Below are 15,061 nucleotides of genomic sequence, written 5' to 3'. Positions count from 1 at the left end.
ATCAGGACTCGAGCGGCGTCAGTACGAAGACGGGGAGCACCCGGTCGGTGCGCTTCGCGTACAGCGCGTAGTTCGGCCACGTCTCCAGCAGCACCTGCCACAGCCGCGCGCGTTCGTCGCCCTCCGTGATCCGCACCGACACCGCGTGCTCGTGCCCGTCGTACAGCACCTGCGCCTGGTCGGCCGCGCGCAGGTTGATCGCCCAGGACGGGGCTTTCGGGTGTCCCCAGTTCGACCCCACCACGAGCCATCCCCCGTCGTGCGGCACACACAGCAGCGGTGTGGACCGCGACACCCCGCTCTTGCGGCCCTTCACGGTGAGCACGAGCGAGGGCAGTCCCGCGATCGCGAGCAGGGTGACCTTGCCGCGCGTGGCCCGTTGGATGGTCTTGTCCACCGCGATGATCGGCTGTGAATACCGCGGCAACCACGGCAACGCTCCGATACGGACGGCGACCGGTCGGAGCGGATTCATGCGGTCATCTCCCCCAGGCTGCCAGCAGCGTCCGGGCTGCGGCGACGACGGCCAGCGGCTGATCGATCATCGGATGGTGGCCCGAGGCCGGAAGATCGATCAACAACGCATCAGGACCCAGATTGTCGACCATCCGCCCGTAGAGCGCGTCGTCGATGATGCCGCGTTCGCAGCGGAAGTAGGCGACGGCGCATCCCGGACTCATCGCCTCGAGGCTACGGCGCCCCTCACGTCCCATGCGGAGATTGTCGAATTTCCACGACCAGCCGCCGTCGACCTGCTTCAGCGATCCGCGGGCGATGTGCTCGAGCACGTAGGGTTCGGCGTCGTCCTGCGGCGGCACGAGGCGGAATCGGGCGACGGCGTCCTCCGCCGCGGCGTACACCTTCGGCGGTCCGGCGTTCGCGACGGCCTTCGCGCGCATCTCGAGTTCCTCGGGCGTCATGTCGCGGATCGGCGAATCGATGATCACTACACCGGCGAGTTCGTCGCCGTGGAGATGTGAGGCGGCGAACGAGACGATCCCGCCCATGCTGTGACCGATGAGGACCGGTGGACCGCTGATACCGCCGGCGCGGGCCGCAGCGACGACCTCCGCGGACCACGCTTCCAGGGTGTAGTGCTCGCGGTGGTCACTGTCGCCGTGACCGCTCAGATCGAGCGCGACGACACGACGTCCGGCGGCAAGCTGCGGGCCAATGTGGTCCCACCACCCCGAATGCGCCATGCCGCCGTGGACCAGCACGATGCCCGGCAGACCGGATTCGCCCCACGCCCGGTAGGCGATGGTCGCACCGGCTGCCTCGACCTTCCCGGTCTCGACGGGCGTGGCCAGGGCGTCGACGAACCACTGAGGAGCAGATCCACTATTGCTCATTATTCGAACTTATGTCAGATGTGACGAGCGCCAACATCCGGGCCATCAGTTCGATCCGTCGCACCTCGAGTTCCGGCTGCGGATGCACCGTCGACGCCAGCGCTTCGCCGTCGAACATGTGCACGAGCGACAGCAGGAGGGTGTCGAAGACGTCGGCCGGGAACCGTGCCGCGACAGGCAGCGACCTGCCGAGATCGACGATCTGGGCGTGGTAGCGCTCGGCCATCGGCGTTAGATGCTCCCGCAACGCCGGGTCGGTGCGCGCCGCGCCGAGCAGTTCGTACCAGGCTGCGTTCATCGGGGCCCGGCAGGCGGTGCGCAGCAGTTCGAGGCACACCCGCAGCGACTCGGAGATGTCCGCGTGCTCGTCACCGAGCGCCGCGAGACCCGCTTCGAAGTTCGCGAACTGGCGTTCCCGGACGGCGTCGGCCGCCGCGATCATCAGGTCGAGTCGCGTGGGGAAGTGCCGGAACACCCCACCCGACGACACCCCCGAGCGCCGGCACACCTCACCGATCGTGGTCGCGGTACAACCGAGCTCGGCGAGGGCAGTGATGGTCGCGTCGAGGATGCGGCCGATCGTCTCCTCCCTGCGCTCCTGCTGGGTACGGCGTACTACGGATGCACTCACGCGACGGGCTCACCCGCCGAGATGCGCATCGGCGCGGGTCCGCGCTCCTCCACCCCGGCGCGCAGGAACCGGCCGGTGCCGACGGTATGTCCGTAACCGGGCACGAACTCGCCGTCGCGGAAGACCACCCGGCCGGCGACCGCCGTCGCCGTCACCGCGCGGTCGTTGCGGTTGACCATGCGGCGGATTCCGCCGAACTCCTCGAGCGGCGACTCGTGATAGGCATCGACGTCGGCGTTCAGTCCGGCAGGATCGACGACGACGAAGTCGGCGCGGTCGCCCACCCGCAGGTGGCCGGCGTCGATTCCGTAGAAGTCACCGAGTTCGCCGGTGAGCTTGTGGACGGCTTCGGGCAGCGGGAGGAACGGCCTGCCCGCCTTCTCGGCGTCGTGGACGCGGCGGAGCAGGCAGATCGCGAAGTTGTAGAAGGCCATGTTCCGCAGGTGGGCGCCGGCGTCCGAGAACCCGACGGTGACGCCGGGCGTGCGGATGAGCCGGTCGGCGACCTTGCTTCGGTCGTTGGCGATCACGGTGTGCCACCGGAACTTCCTGCCGTACTCGACGACGAGGTCGAGGAAGGTGTCGACAGGATGCAGCTTCCTCTCGCGCGCGACGTCGCCGATCGACCGGCCGACGAGCGAGGCGTCGGGACATTCGACGATCCGGGTGTCGTCGAAATCGCGGTGCCACACGCGCGGTGAGAACTTCTTCTCGAAGTCCTGCCGGAACCAGCGGCGGTAGGCCTCGTCGCGCAGCAGGTCGTTGCGGACGAGTTCGTCCTGCAGATGCAGTGCGGCACGGCCTGATCCGAATTCCTCGAAGACGACGAGGTCGATGCCGTCGGAGTACACCTCGAAGGTCGTGGGCAGGTGTTGCCAGCGGAAGGCACCCTTGCCGATCCGGTTGGCCGCGAATGCAATCGGACCGAAGATGCGGTTGACCCACCGTTCGGCCTTCGTATCGGCCGCTGCGAGCACCGACGTCTTCATCGGCTTGCGCCCGATGCCCGTGCCGGCGAGGGCGAAGAACACGACGTCGTACTTGGTGTTGAGGTTCGGCACGGCCTGCAGGGTGCGACCGCGTCGGCGCAGGATCTTGTGCAGGCGGCGGAATTCCGACCACGACGCGTGGGTCGACGGCAGGGTGCGCGAGCGATAGCGGTCGCCGTCCATCTTGTCCCACGGGTTCGTCATCGTCGACACGCCGAGGAAGCCCGCGTCGAGGGCGTCCTCGATGCGGGCGTCGATCTCGGCGAGTTCGGCGCGGGTCGGTCGGTTCGCCGACTCGGTAGAGCGTCCGAGCCCCATCACCGACGCGCGGACGTCCGAATGTCCCACGAAGGCCGTCACGTTCGGGCCGAGGGGCAACTTGTTCAGCGCCTCGATGTATTCGCGGGGCGTGCTCCACGTCTTGGACTTCTCGAGGGCTGAGAGGACGTGCTCGCGCGGGAGTGCTTCGACGCGACCGAACAGGTCGGCAGCGTCGACCGGCGGCACGAAGACCGTCGAGATCGAGCAGTTGCCCATGAGCACGGTCGTGACGCCGTGGCGCACCGACTCGGACAGACCCGGACCCACGAGCACTTCGGCGTCGTAGTGGGTGTGGGTGTCGACGAAGCCCGGCATCACCCAGCGGCCGTGCGCGTCGACGACCTCGGTGTCCGGGCCGGCAGGAAGGTCGTCGGAGGTCGCGGTGACGACGACTCCGTCGCGGATACCGAGGTTGCGGACGACGCCGGGTGCGCCCGTCCCGTCGAACCAGAGACCACCTCGGACGATGACGTCGAAATCCCCATAATTGTGATCCACACCACTCATGGCGCGAGGGTACATGAAAAAGAGGCCGCGCACTCTCTAAATTCCCGGTTCCGACGGTCTACGGTTCGGCCATGGACCTCGACACCACCCCGGCACTGCTCGTCGACCGCGACATCCTCGACCGCAACATCGCGCGGATGGCGCAGTCCGCCGCCTCACGAGGCCTGTCGCTGCGACCCCACGCGAAGACGCACAAGTGCTCCGAGATCGGACGACGCCAGCTCGGTGCGGGAGCCCGCGGCCTGACGGTCGCGACCGTCTCCGAAGCCGAAGTCTTCGCCGACGAGGGTTTCGACGACCTGTTCGTCGCGTACCCGCTGTGGGTCGACGCTGCCCGCGGTGCACGGCTGCGCGCGTTGACCGACCGGGTGCGCCTGACGGTCGGGATCGATTCCGCGACCGGAGCCCGGCAATTCGTCGAGCACGCCGGCACCGCGATCGGGGTGCTCGTCGAGATCGACAGCGGGCACCACCGCACCGGCGTGTTGCCCGAACAGGCCGGAACCGTGGCGTCGGCGGCCCGCGAGGCGGGCCTCGACGTGCGCGGCGTCTTCACCTTCCCCGGCCACTCGTACGCACCCGACGCGCCCGACAGCGCAGCACGGGAGGAAGCCGACGCACTGGCGGCAGCAGCGGCGTCGCTACGAGCAGCGGGGATCGAGCCGACCGTGATCAGTGGGGGTTCCTCCCCCACGGCACATCTCGACGTGCCCACGGTTGCAACCGAGTTGCGTCCCGGCGTGTACGTCTTCGGTGATGCGCAGCAACTCGAACTCGGCGCGGTGAGCGAATCCGACATCGCGCTGACCGCCCTGGCGACCGTCGTTTCCGCTCGCGACGAGGTGATCGTGCTCGATGCCGGTTCCAAGGCGCTCGGCGCCGATCGAGCCGCGTGGGCCACGGGGTACGGACGCATCCTCGGGGAACCGGACGCGCGCATCACCGCACTGTCGGAGCATCACGCGACGGTGCAGTGGCCGGAGGCATCGACCCGCCCACAACTCGGCGACAGGGTGCGGGTGATCCCCAACCACGTGTGCAATGCCGTGAACCTCGCGGACGAGTTGATCACGGTCTCCGGCGACGCGGTAGTCGAGCGATGGAAGGTCGCGGCACGAGGGTGCAACACGTGATCCCGAGACGGTCCCCACACGATCACCTCGAATTCGGCGTGTAGGTCACGAACACGACACCGATCCTCCCCGCACGTCGCTACGCTGCGTTGATGCCGCTGAACCCCGACCTTGCCGGACGCATCTTTCCGCCGACGTCCTATCTCGTCGGCCGGGAGAAGATCCGGGAATTCGCCCGCGCCGTCCGATCGACGCATCCGATCCATCTCGACCCGGAGGCAGCCCGGGCCGCCGGCTTCCCTGATGTCGTGGCTCCTACGACCTTCACCACCGTCGTCCAGAGTCCGTCGGTGACACAGCTTCTGGAGACGCCGGGTACCGGTCTCGAGCTGTACCGGGTGGTGCACGGGTCGGAGAAGGTCGAGCACCGGCGCCCGATCGTGGCCGGCGACGATTTGACCGCGACGCTCACCATCACGGAGGTCACCGAACGCGCCGGCAACCACATCCTGTCCACGATCTGCGAGATCCGGGACGACACGGACGATCTGGTCGCGGTGGTCACTTCGACACTGCTTCACCGAGGAGACGACGCATGATACTCGGCACCGCACTACGATTCGACGAACTCGAGGTCGGTGCGGTCATCGCGAAGACCGAACTGACGGTGACCCGCAGCGATCTGGTCCGCTACGCCGGTGCCTCGGGCGACTTCAACCCGATCCACTACGACGACGTCGTCGCGGCCGGCGAAGGGCTCCCCGGCGTGCTCTGCCAGGGAATGCTCACCGCAGCCCTCGCCCTGCAGACCCTCACGGAACGGCTCGGCGATCCCACCGTGGTCGTCTCCTACGAGACACGGTTCACGCGACCCGTTGTGGTCGACCCGATGCACGGTGCCGTCCTGTCGGTGTCTGCGAAGGTCGGCCACCTCGACGAGGCGGAGCGCACCGCACGGATCGATATCACCGTATCCGTCGACGACCGGCGGGTGCTCGGCAAGACCCAGGTCCGGCTCGCGTTCTCGTCCTGACTCCGAGCGCCGGGAATTCGCCGACGGAACGGACCTCGGTAAGAGAGGATCGACCCATGTCGCGGACACTTCTCGCCGGCTTGGCCGCCGCAGCAACAGCCGTGTACCTCGGGGCATGTGCGTCCCCGTCGAGTCCGTCCGTCGACGAGGGCACCGCCCGGGTGAGCCGTACCGTCACCGAGCCCTCGACGCCCGGGACGGGTACTCCGCGCGTGACCGGCACCGTCGCGTCCGGTCTCGACACTCCGTGGGGAGTTGCTTTTCTTCCCGGTGGTTCTGCACTGGTGAACGAGCGCAACACCGGCCGGATCGTCGAGATCACCGACGGCGAGGTCCGCGAGGTCGGTCGCGTCGGAGAGACCCTCGCGCAGGGCGAATCGGGACTGCTGGGAATCGCGGTGTCGCCGACCTTCGACACCGACCGCTTCGTGTACCTGTACGTGACAACCGGCAGCGACAACCGGGTACTCCGAGCCGTTTTCGACGGCACCACGCTCGCCGAACCGGAGGTGATCCTCGACGGTATCCCGGCCGGACGGATCCACGACGGCGGGCGGATGATCTTCGGTCCCGACGGGATGCTGTACGTCGCGACCGGCGAGGCGGGCGAGCGCGAACTCGCCCAGGATCCGGAATCACTCGGCGGCAAGATTCTTCGCATCACCGGCGACGGCGAACCCGCGCCCGACAACCCAGATCCGGCGTCGCCGGTGTACTCGCTCGGTCACCGCAACGTGCAGGGACTCGCATTCGACGATCAGGGACGGTTGTGGGCGTCGGAGTTCGGGCAGAACGACGTCGACGAGCTGAATCTCGTGACGGCCGGTGCGAACTACGGCTGGCCCGTGACCGAAGGGGCCGGGGGCTCCGACGAATTCGTCGATCCGGTCCTCACCTGGCCGGTCTCGCAGGCGTCGCCATCGGGCCTGGCATGGTTCGACGGCAGCCTGTGGATGGCAGGCCTGCGCGGAGAACGCCTCTGGCGCATCGATATCCCGGATACTGATGTGCAGAACACCGCAGTCACCGCGACCGACTTCTTCGTCGGCGAGTACGGACGATTGCGGACCGTCGTCGCCGCGCCGGACGGCTCACTGTGGCTGACGACGTCCAATCGGGACGGTCGCGGCAGCCCGGCCGACGACGACGACCGCATCCTCCGGATCGAGATCTCCTGACGATCAGGGGACGAGAACGACCACCGTCTCGGCGACCAGCGCCGGGCGCTCTCCACCCTCGATCTCGATGGTGTATCCGACGACGAGGTTCGCACCCTTGGCGGTGCGCTCGAGCGATGTGAACTCGGCGCCGGCACGGATCCGCGAGCCGACGGGGACCGGCGCGGGATAGCGAACCTTGTTGCTGCCGTAGTTGACCTTCATCTTCAGGCCCTCGAGGGAGAAGATCTGGGTGCCGAGCACCGGCAGCAGCGACAGGGTCAGGTAACCGTGGGCGATGGTCTTGCCGTACGGGCCGTGCTTCGCACGCTCGGGGTCGACGTGGATCCACTGGTGATCACCGGTGGCCTCGGCGAACAGGTCGATGCGCTTCTGGTCGATCTCGAGCCAATCGCTGTAGCCGAGGTGCTCGCCGACGGCCTTCTCGACCTCGTCGATTCCGTTGAGAACCCGCATTGTTGCTCCTGTCGATGTGCGGCGACGGTCAGAGACCGGCTCGCCTGAGGGTGACGCGATAGGTGTAGTGCTCGGGCAGAAAGTAACTCACCGACAACTCGGTGGGCACGCCATCGTCGTTCGAGTACAACCGGTCGACACGCAGCAAGGGATGTCCTACTTCACAATTCAGTTCGGTCGCCACCTGTTCGGTGGCGAGCGCGACCGTGATGGACTGTGCGGCTTCGACGATGGGACTGTCGAGATGCGGTTCGAGCAGCCCGATCATCGTGTTCCGGCTGGACGCACCCGCTTGGAGCTCCGGCGAGTCGAGTACGTGCGCGGCGACGGGTTCGGGCAGGTGAACCGTGGTGATTACGAAGGGGATTCCGTCGTGCAGGCGCTTGAATACCGCCGTGTACAGCACGTCGGTGTCGAGACGTAGCCGGCTCGCGGCGTCGATGTCGACTCCGCGTCGCAGCGGCGAGACGATCTGCATGACCGTGTCGGCCGACAACGCGAGCAGATCCTCGATCGAGCCGAGCTGGGGCCGGTAGCGCCGGCCCGACTCGTTCGCGAAGGTGCCGCGGCCGGGAACGCGGTAGACGATGCCGTCGGCCACGAGATCCTGGAAGGCGCGACGCACCGTCTGCCGGCTCACGCCGTGTTCCTCGGCGAGTTCGGCCTCGGTGGGCAGGCGCGTGCCGTCGCTGTACCGTCCCGCCTCGACGGCCTCCCGGAGCTGGCGCGCGAGTTGCGCGTAGGCCGGTTCCGTTTCCCGCACCTTGTAGTCCATGACGGACCGATCCTAGCGGCCGGTCGTCACAGTCCGCCGCGTGCTACGAGCTGGCTCGCGATGACGTTGCGCTGGATCTCGTTGGTGCCCTCGCCGACGATCATCAGCGGCGCGTCGCGGAAGTAGCGCTCGACGTCGTACTCGGTGGAGTAGCCGTAGCCGCCGTGGATGCGCACCGCGTTCAGGGCGATCTCCATCGCGATCTCCGAGCAGTACAGCTTGGCCATACCGGCTTCCATGTCGCAGCGCTCGCCGCTGTCGTACTTCTCCGCCGCGTAGCGCGCCAGCTGCCGGGCGGCGGTGAGCTTGGTGGCCATCTCCGCCAGGTAGTTGCCGATGGACTGGTGCTTCCAGATCGGCTGACCGAAGCTCTCGCGCTGCTGCGCGTAGGCGAGGGAATCCTCGAGTGCAGCGGTCGCGACACCGAGGGCGCGGGAGGCGACCTGCAGACGGCCGGTCTCGAGGCCCTTCATCATGTGGGCGAAGCCCTTGCCGGGCTCGCCGCCGAGGATCGCGTCGACGGAGATGCGGTAGCCATCGAAGCTCAGCTCGCACGACTCGACGCCCTTGTAACCCAGCTTGGGCAGGTCGCGTGAGACGGTCAGGCCCGGGCCGTGCTCGACGAGCACGACGGAGATGCCCTTGTGGCGCGGCTGCGCGGTGGGGTCGGTCTTGCACAGCAGCGCGATCAGCCCCGAGCGACGCGCGTTGGTGATCCACGTCTTGGCACCGTTGATGACCAGCTCGTCGCCGTCACGCTTGGCGGTCGTCGTCATCGCTTGCAGGTCGGAGCCGCCGCCGGGCTCGGTCAGCGCCATCGTCGCCCGGATCTCACCGGTGGCGAGCTTGGGCAGATACTTGCTCTTCTGCTCCTCGGTGCCGAACAGGGTCAGCAGCTTGGCGACGACGGTGTGCCCGCCCATCGCACCCGACAGCGACATCCATCCGCGGGCGAGTTCCTCGGTGACCTGGACGTAGCAGGGCATCGACACCGGCGAGCCGCCGTACTCCTCGGGCACGGCGAGCCCGTAGATGCCGATCTGCTTCATCTGCTCGATCCACTTCTCGGGGTACTCGTTGGCGTGCTCGACCTCCTGCACCGACGGCTTGACCTCCCGATCGATGAAGTCGCGGACGGTCTCGACCAGAAAAGTCTCTTCGTCGTTCAGGTAGGTCACGGGGCATCCTTCGTTGGGGACGGGCCACACGGACCCGGCAACTTTGTACGGCCATTTTGTGGACCGAGTTCGGACGTTGTCAACGCAAAGACCGTCATTCGAAGGCGTGATTGCAGAGTTTTCGACGATACGAACGACTGCACCTTCCTATGAGCACACCTCTCCGTGGGGTGGCATACCGCCAACAATGGCCGTACATTTAGCGCCGTCATTGCCGACCGAACTCCCCGAGGTCCCCGTGTCTTCCGAGCAACACCTCCGCCGGCGCGCCGTTCTCGTCGCCCCCGGCTCCGACGAACGCAAAGCCGGTAAGGCCCTCGCCTCCGCCGTCGACGAGGTCGTCCTCGACCTCGAGGACGCCGTCACCGCCGCCCAGAAGGACGCCGCCCGCGAACTCGTGGCTCCCCTGGTCCGCGAACACGGCGCCGCACGCACCGTCTCCGTGCGCATCAACGGACGCGGCACGCCCTGGTTCGAGGACGACCTGCGCACGTGCGCCGCACTCGGCGACGCCCTCGCCTCGATCGTGATCCCCAAGGTCGAGAGCGCCGACGACCTCGTCGAGGCCGACCGCATCCTCGGCGATTCGACCGTCCCGGTGCAGGCCCTCATCGAGACCCCCGCCGGCGTGCAGCGCATCGACGAGATCGTCGCCGGGCCCCGGGTTGCCGGCGTGATCATCGGCTACGCCGACCTCGGCGCCTCCCTGGGCCGCGCCCGCACCGCCGCGCCCGAGCACTGGCTCTACGTGCAGGACCGCGTGCTGCACGCCGCCCGCGCTGCGGGTGTCCAGGCGATCGACGGCCCGTTCCTCGGCATCGCCGACGACGACGCCTTCCGTCACTCGGTGCAGTGGGTGTCCGATCTCGGATTCGACGGCAAGTGGGTCATCCACCCCGCGCAGATCACCTCTGCCGCAGCGGCCTTCACGCCCACCGACGATCAGGTCGACGCCGCCCGCAAGGTTCTCGCCGCGCTCGAGGAGGCCGAGAACCGCGGTGCCGGAGCCGCCCAGCTCGACGGGCAGATGCTCGACGAGGCCGTTGCCGTCGCCGCCCGCCGCACCCTGTCGAAGATCGGAGCCTGAACGCCATGGCCACCTCGTACGTCGGCGGACCCTATTTCGACGAACTGACCGTCGGCCAGGTCTTCGACACCGCCCCCGCCGTGACGCTCACCGACGGCCTCGCCGCCGCGCACCAGAGCATTCTCGGTGACCGCCTGCGTCTTCCGCTCGACAAGCACCTCTCGGCCGCCGTCGCGGGTGGGCCGGTCGCGCACGCCGGTTTCGTCACCGACATCGCGATCGGGCAGTCCACGCTCGTCACGCACCACGTCAAGGCCAACCTCTTCTACCGCGGCCTGCGTTTCCGCCGCTTCCCGCACATCGGCGACACCCTCTACACCACCACCGAAGTCGTTGGACTGAAGGAGAATTCGGCGAAGCCCGGACGCAGGCCCACCGGTCTCGCGGCGTTGCGCATGAACACGGTCGATCAGGACGGCAACACCGTCCTCGATTTCTACCGCTGCGCGATGCTGCCGCTGAGCGAGAACCCCGACCCCGACCGCGTCGTGCACTCCGACGACCTCTCGGCCATCGGACCGCAGGACGAACCGCAGTGGTCCGCGCCCGCCGACTGGGATCTGGATGTCTACCGGTCGAAGGTGCCGGGCGAGCACTTCGACAAGTCCCTCGCCGGTGCCGTGCTGCAGTCCAGCGGCGATGTCGTCTCGAGCGCACCGGAACTCGCGCGCCTGAGCCTCAACATCGCGGCGACGCACCACGACGAGCGGGTCGGCGCGTCGGGTCGTCTCGTGTACGGCGGCCACACCATCGGCCTGGCCTTCTCGCAGGCGACGCGCGCGCTGCCGAATCTCGTGACGGTGCTGGGTTGGAAGGCGTGCGACCACACCGGTCCGGTGCAGGAGGGCGACACCCTCACCAGCGACCTGCACATCGAATCCGCCGAGCCCCTCGCCGAGGGCGGTGGCGTGCTGAACCTGCGGTCGGTCGTCTACGCGCACCGCGGCGGTGCCGCGAATGGCAACCGCGGCGGTGCCGCGAATGGCAACCGCGGCGGTGCCGCGAATGGCAACCGCGGCGGTGCCGAGCCGGCGCCCGTGCTGGATTGGCGGTTCACCGCACTCATGGCCTGACAGCCCCTGCCGAAACCGACGTTGTGCGCGAAATCGTTTGGGAAATCGCGAACAATGTCGGTTTCGTCGTTATGCGTCGACTCGTTTGACGAGACGGATGGCGCCGAGCGGGTCGAGCATCTCGGGGTGCGACTGCCTGGCCCGTTGTTCGGGAGTGCTGCCGTGCCGTTCGGCGATCCGGAACAGCCCCGCGTACTCACGATGGGCGCGTTCGCGACGCGGATCGGGTGGGGTGAAACCTTCCTCGGACATGATCCCAGGACGGCGCGTGAGCAAGTTGTTGTCAACAAATTGTTCACACATGCCCGATCCGCAACGACTTCGACCATCCGCCACAGCAATTGCGGCGGCGAATAGCCAGGACGGTAGCGGATACGGGCATCAGGGCACGGTCCACGTGTTGTCGCCCCGCAACAACTGCTGCAGGTCGGCGGTGCCGGACTCCCGCGCGGTCCGCACCCGAGCGCGCTCCGCGTCGTCGTAGGTCGTCCGCCCGACCTGCCGCACGATCCCCGTGACGACGTAACGAAGGTCCTGGTCCGACAGCCGCGACAGCGCGTACGCGTATTCGGGGTCGTCGGTGTGCGCGTCGTGCACGACGATGTCGGCGGCGTCCACCTCGGAGCGTTGCGCCACACGCAGACCGAAACCCTTTCGGACGACGCACCGCTCGTCGTCGACGCCGAAGATGATCGGTTCGCCGTGCCGCAGCGGGATCAGGTGCGACGGCGCTTCGTCCTTGCGCAACACGTCGAACGAGCCGTCGTTGAAGATCGGGCAGTCCTGCAGGATCTCGACGAAGGCCGCACCGCGATGGTGTGCCGCCGCGCGCAGGACCTCCGTCAGTCCGGCGCGATCGGAGTCGAGAGCACGTGCGACGAAGGACGCCTCGGCGCCGAGCGCGAGCGACAGGGTGTTGAACGGCGCGTCGACCGACCCACCGGGTGAGGACTTGGTGACCTTGCCGACCTCCGAGGTCGGCGAGTACTGCCCCTTGGTCAGGCCGTAGATCCGGTTGTTGAACAACAGGATCCGCATGTTCACGTTGCGACGCAGGGCGTGGACGAGATGGTTGCCGCCGATCGACAGGGCGTCGCCGTCGCCGGTCACGACCCACACCGACAGATCCGGACGCGTCACCGCCAGACCGGTCGCGAGTGTCGGGGCGCGTCCGTGGATCGAGTGCACACCGTAGGTGTCGAGATAGTAGGGGAAGCGCGACGAGCATCCGATACCGGAGACGAACACGAGATTCTCACGCCGGACACCCAATTCGGGCAGCAGGCTGCGGACCGTCGCGAGGATGACGTAGTCGCCGCAACCCGGACACCACCGCACTTCCTGGTCGGACGTGAAGTCCTTCGCCTTCTGCGGGTCGTCCGTCCGGGGCACACCGTCGAGTGCGTCGGTGTGCGGGCGGAGTCCGAGATCGTGGCCGAGGAGTCCGGTCATGCTCGTGCCCTCTCTGCTGTCGGGTCGAGTTTCGTCGACGAGGCGACCGCGGCCGGCGTCCGGGATCGTTCGGTGTCGGCGAGTGTTCCGGCGAACTCGGCTTCGATGGCGTCGTGGAGTTCGTCGGCGCGGAACGCCATGCCGGATACCTTCGTCACCGGCTGGATGTCGGCATCGAACCGCGACCGCAGCAGGAAGGACAGCTGACCGAGGTTCATCTCCGGGACCAGCACGCGCCGGTAGCGGCCGAGCACGTCGCCGAGATTCTTCGGCATCGGCGCCAGGTGCCGGAGGTGCGCGCGGGCGACGACATGCCCCGCTCGCCGGGCGCGACGCACGGCCTCCCCGATCGGCCCGTACGACGAACCCCAGCCGAGCACGAGCACCTCGGCGTCGCCGGTGGGGTCGTCGACGTCGAGATCCGGGACGTCGATGCCGGCCACCCGCGCGACCCGCAGTCGGGTCATCAGCTCGTGGTTGGTGTGGTGGTACGAGATGTCGCCGGTGCCGTCGGCCTTCTCGAGTCCGCCGATCCGATGCTCGCGACCTGCGGTGCCGGGTATCGCCCAGTCGCGCGCGAGGGTGTCGGTGTGGCGGGCGTAGGGCAGGTAGCCGGGATCGTCGTCACCCGGCGACGCGGCGAAGCGCGGATCGATGCGGGGCAGGTCGTCGATGTCGGGGATCCGCCACGGTTCGGATCCGTTGGCGATCGCACCGTCGGACAACAGCATGACCGGGGTGCGGTAGGTGATGGCGATGCGCGCGGCTTCGAGTGCGGCGTCGAAGCAGTCGGCGGGTGACTGCGGAGCGACGATCGCGACGGGCGATTCGCCGTTGCGGCCGAACATCGCCTGCATCAGGTCGGCCTGTTCGGTCTTCGTCGGAAGGCCCGTGGACGGTCCACCACGCTGGACGTCGACGACGATCAGCGGCAGTTCGGTCATCACCGCCAGACCGATGGCCTCGGATTGCAGGGCGATTCCCGGACCCGACGTGCTCGTGACCCCGAGCGCGCCACCGTAGGACGCGCCGATCGCGGCGCCGATACCCGCGATCTCGTCCTCGGCTTGGAAGGTGTGCACTCCGAAGCGTCCGAGTCTGCTCAGTTCGTGGAGGATGTCGGAGGCCGGCGTGATCGGGTAGGTGCCGAGGAAGACGTCCATCCCCGCCGCGCGACCCGCCGCGAGGAGACCGTAGGCGAGGGCGGTGTTGCCGGTGATCTGCCGGTACGTGCCGGGTGGCAGCGACGCGCGGGCCACCTCGTAGGTCGTGGCGAACGTCTCGGTGGTCTCCCCGTAGTTCCAGCCGGCGCGCAGGGCGAGGACGTTCGCGTGCGCGATGTCGGGTTTCGACGTGAACTTGCGCTCGAGGAACGTCTCGACCGGCGCGATCGGCCGCCCGTACATCCACGACAGGAGACCGAGCGCGAACATGTTCTTCGAGCGCTGCGCGTCCTTCTTGCCCACACCGGCGGGTTCGACGGCTCCGGCGGTGAGGGTGCTCATCGGCAGGGCGTGGACGGTCAGATGCTGCACGGCGTCGGTACCGAGCGGATCGGCGTCGTAGCCCGCTTTGCTCAGGTTCCGTTTGGTGAACTCGTCGCTGTTCACGATGACGGTGCCGCCTCGGGGCAGGTCGCCGACGTTGGCCTTGAAGGCCGCCGGGTTCATCGCGACCAGCACGTCGGGCCGGTCGCCGGCGGTGAGGATGTCGTGGTCGGCGATCTGGATCTGGAAGCTCGAGACCCCGGGAAGAGTGCCCTGAGGTGCGCGGATCTCGGCGGGGAAGTTGGGTTGTGTGGCAAGGTCGTTGCCGAAGGCCGCCGCCTCGGCGGTGAACCTGTCACCGGCGAGTTGCATGCCGTCGCCGGAGTCGCCGGCGATGCGGATGACGACCTGTTCGAGTTTCGCGCTCGACGCCATGCGCTCCATCGTGGCCCTCACGTGCGCATGTGCA

Annotated in this window: 16 protein-coding genes; 6 read left to right on the top strand and 10 right to left on the bottom strand. The window is 67.9% G+C overall.

Annotated elements, in window-relative coordinates; genetic code table 11:
- Position 1: 1 nt before the first annotated feature.
- The 4 genes from M3330_RS14990 to M3330_RS14975 are packed head-to-tail and all read right to left on the bottom strand — an operon-like array spanning position 2 to position 3,800.
- Complete coding sequence (locus tag M3330_RS14990; RefSeq protein WP_255025247.1) at positions 2–475, bottom strand: nitroreductase family deazaflavin-dependent oxidoreductase; 474 nt, start codon at positions 473–475, stop codon at positions 2–4.
- Between the two features lie 4 nt (positions 476–479).
- Positions 480–1,352 (bottom strand): alpha/beta fold hydrolase, encoded by an 873-nt coding sequence (locus M3330_RS14985; RefSeq protein ID WP_019290848.1) that lies wholly within the window; start codon positions 1,350–1,352, stop codon positions 480–482.
- The gene (locus M3330_RS14980) at positions 1,342–1,983 is read right to left on the bottom strand and encodes a TetR/AcrR family transcriptional regulator (RefSeq protein ID WP_006553702.1); all 642 of its coding nucleotides are present in this window, start codon (positions 1,981–1,983) and stop codon (positions 1,342–1,344) included. Before M3330_RS14980 ends, M3330_RS14985 begins: the two co-directional genes overlap by 11 nt.
- Positions 1,980–3,800, bottom strand: coding sequence for an amidohydrolase family protein (locus tag M3330_RS14975; RefSeq protein ID WP_255025245.1), 1,821 nt, complete (start codon positions 3,798–3,800; stop codon positions 1,980–1,982). Before M3330_RS14975 ends, M3330_RS14980 begins: the two co-directional genes overlap by 4 nt.
- Before the next feature lie 71 nt (positions 3,801–3,871).
- Between M3330_RS14975 and M3330_RS14970 the strand changes: the two genes are divergently transcribed.
- The 4 genes from M3330_RS14970 to M3330_RS14955 all read left to right on the top strand — a co-directional run bounded on the left by M3330_RS14970 (position 3,872) and on the right by M3330_RS14955 (position 7,084).
- Complete coding sequence (locus M3330_RS14970; RefSeq protein WP_024102079.1) at positions 3,872–4,933, top strand: alanine racemase; 1,062 nt, start codon at positions 3,872–3,874, stop codon at positions 4,931–4,933.
- A gap of 92 nt (positions 4,934–5,025) precedes the next feature.
- Positions 5,026–5,472 carry a MaoC family dehydratase N-terminal domain-containing protein gene (locus tag M3330_RS14965; RefSeq protein ID WP_255025244.1) on the top strand — a complete coding sequence of 149 codons (447 nt, stop codon included), beginning with the start codon at positions 5,026–5,028 and terminating at the stop codon, positions 5,470–5,472.
- Positions 5,469–5,906: a MaoC/PaaZ C-terminal domain-containing protein gene (locus M3330_RS14960; protein ID WP_217579460.1), complete on the top strand. Its 438-nt coding sequence runs from the start codon at positions 5,469–5,471 to the stop codon at positions 5,904–5,906. Before M3330_RS14965 ends, M3330_RS14960 begins: the two co-directional genes overlap by 4 nt.
- 56 nt (positions 5,907–5,962) lie before the next feature.
- On the top strand, positions 5,963–7,084 hold the full coding sequence (locus M3330_RS14955; RefSeq protein ID WP_255025242.1) for a sorbosone dehydrogenase family protein: 1,122 nt from the start codon (positions 5,963–5,965) through the stop codon (positions 7,082–7,084).
- A 3-nt stretch (positions 7,085–7,087) separates the two neighbouring features.
- On the opposite strand, the gene M3330_RS14950 is transcribed toward M3330_RS14955, so the two are convergent.
- From M3330_RS14950 to M3330_RS14940, 3 genes are read right to left on the bottom strand one after another with little or no spacing between them, the layout of a single operon-like run.
- Entirely contained in the window at positions 7,088–7,540 is a 453-nt protein-coding gene (locus tag M3330_RS14950) for a MaoC family dehydratase (protein ID WP_255025240.1), read from the bottom strand.
- Between the two features lie 28 nt (positions 7,541–7,568).
- Positions 7,569–8,315 (bottom strand): GntR family transcriptional regulator, encoded by a 747-nt coding sequence (locus M3330_RS14945; protein ID WP_255025238.1) that lies wholly within the window; start codon positions 8,313–8,315, stop codon positions 7,569–7,571.
- 26 nt (positions 8,316–8,341) lie between these two features.
- On the bottom strand, positions 8,342–9,493 hold the full coding sequence (locus tag M3330_RS14940; RefSeq protein ID WP_200358751.1) for an acyl-CoA dehydrogenase family protein: 1,152 nt from the start codon (positions 9,491–9,493) through the stop codon (positions 8,342–8,344).
- Positions 9,494–9,704: 211 nt separating this feature from the next.
- On the opposite strand from M3330_RS14940, the gene M3330_RS14935 reads away from it, so the two are divergent.
- Both M3330_RS14935 and M3330_RS14930 read left to right on the top strand, forming a co-directional pair.
- On the top strand, positions 9,705–10,580 hold the full coding sequence (locus M3330_RS14935; protein ID WP_006553713.1) for a CoA ester lyase: 876 nt from the start codon (positions 9,705–9,707) through the stop codon (positions 10,578–10,580).
- Between the two features lie 5 nt (positions 10,581–10,585).
- Positions 10,586–11,653: a MaoC family dehydratase gene (locus M3330_RS14930; RefSeq protein ID WP_255025235.1), complete on the top strand. Its 1,068-nt coding sequence runs from the start codon at positions 10,586–10,588 to the stop codon at positions 11,651–11,653.
- A gap of 69 nt (positions 11,654–11,722) precedes the next feature.
- Here M3330_RS14930 and M3330_RS14925 read toward each other — a convergent pair whose 3' ends face one another.
- The 3 genes from M3330_RS14925 to M3330_RS14915 form a co-directional block, all read right to left on the bottom strand.
- Positions 11,723–11,905 (bottom strand): hypothetical protein, encoded by a 183-nt coding sequence (locus M3330_RS14925; RefSeq protein WP_019290838.1) that lies wholly within the window; start codon positions 11,903–11,905, stop codon positions 11,723–11,725.
- Positions 11,906–12,034: 129 nt separating this feature from the next.
- On the bottom strand, positions 12,035–13,105 hold the full coding sequence (locus M3330_RS14920) for a 2-oxoacid:ferredoxin oxidoreductase subunit beta (RefSeq protein ID WP_006553715.1): 1,071 nt from the start codon (positions 13,103–13,105) through the stop codon (positions 12,035–12,037).
- The gene (locus tag M3330_RS14915; protein ID WP_200360254.1) at positions 13,102–15,036 is read right to left on the bottom strand and encodes a 2-oxoacid:acceptor oxidoreductase subunit alpha; all 1,935 of its coding nucleotides are present in this window, start codon (positions 15,034–15,036) and stop codon (positions 13,102–13,104) included. Before M3330_RS14915 ends, M3330_RS14920 begins: the two co-directional genes overlap by 4 nt.
- Between the last annotated feature and the right edge of the window lie 25 nt (positions 15,037–15,061).

This window comes from Rhodococcus sp. GA1 (assembly GCF_024321955.1).
GTDB lineage: Bacteria > Actinomycetota > Actinomycetes > Mycobacteriales > Mycobacteriaceae > Rhodococcus > Rhodococcus pyridinivorans.
This window is presented reverse-complemented; position numbering and strand designations above follow the sequence as displayed.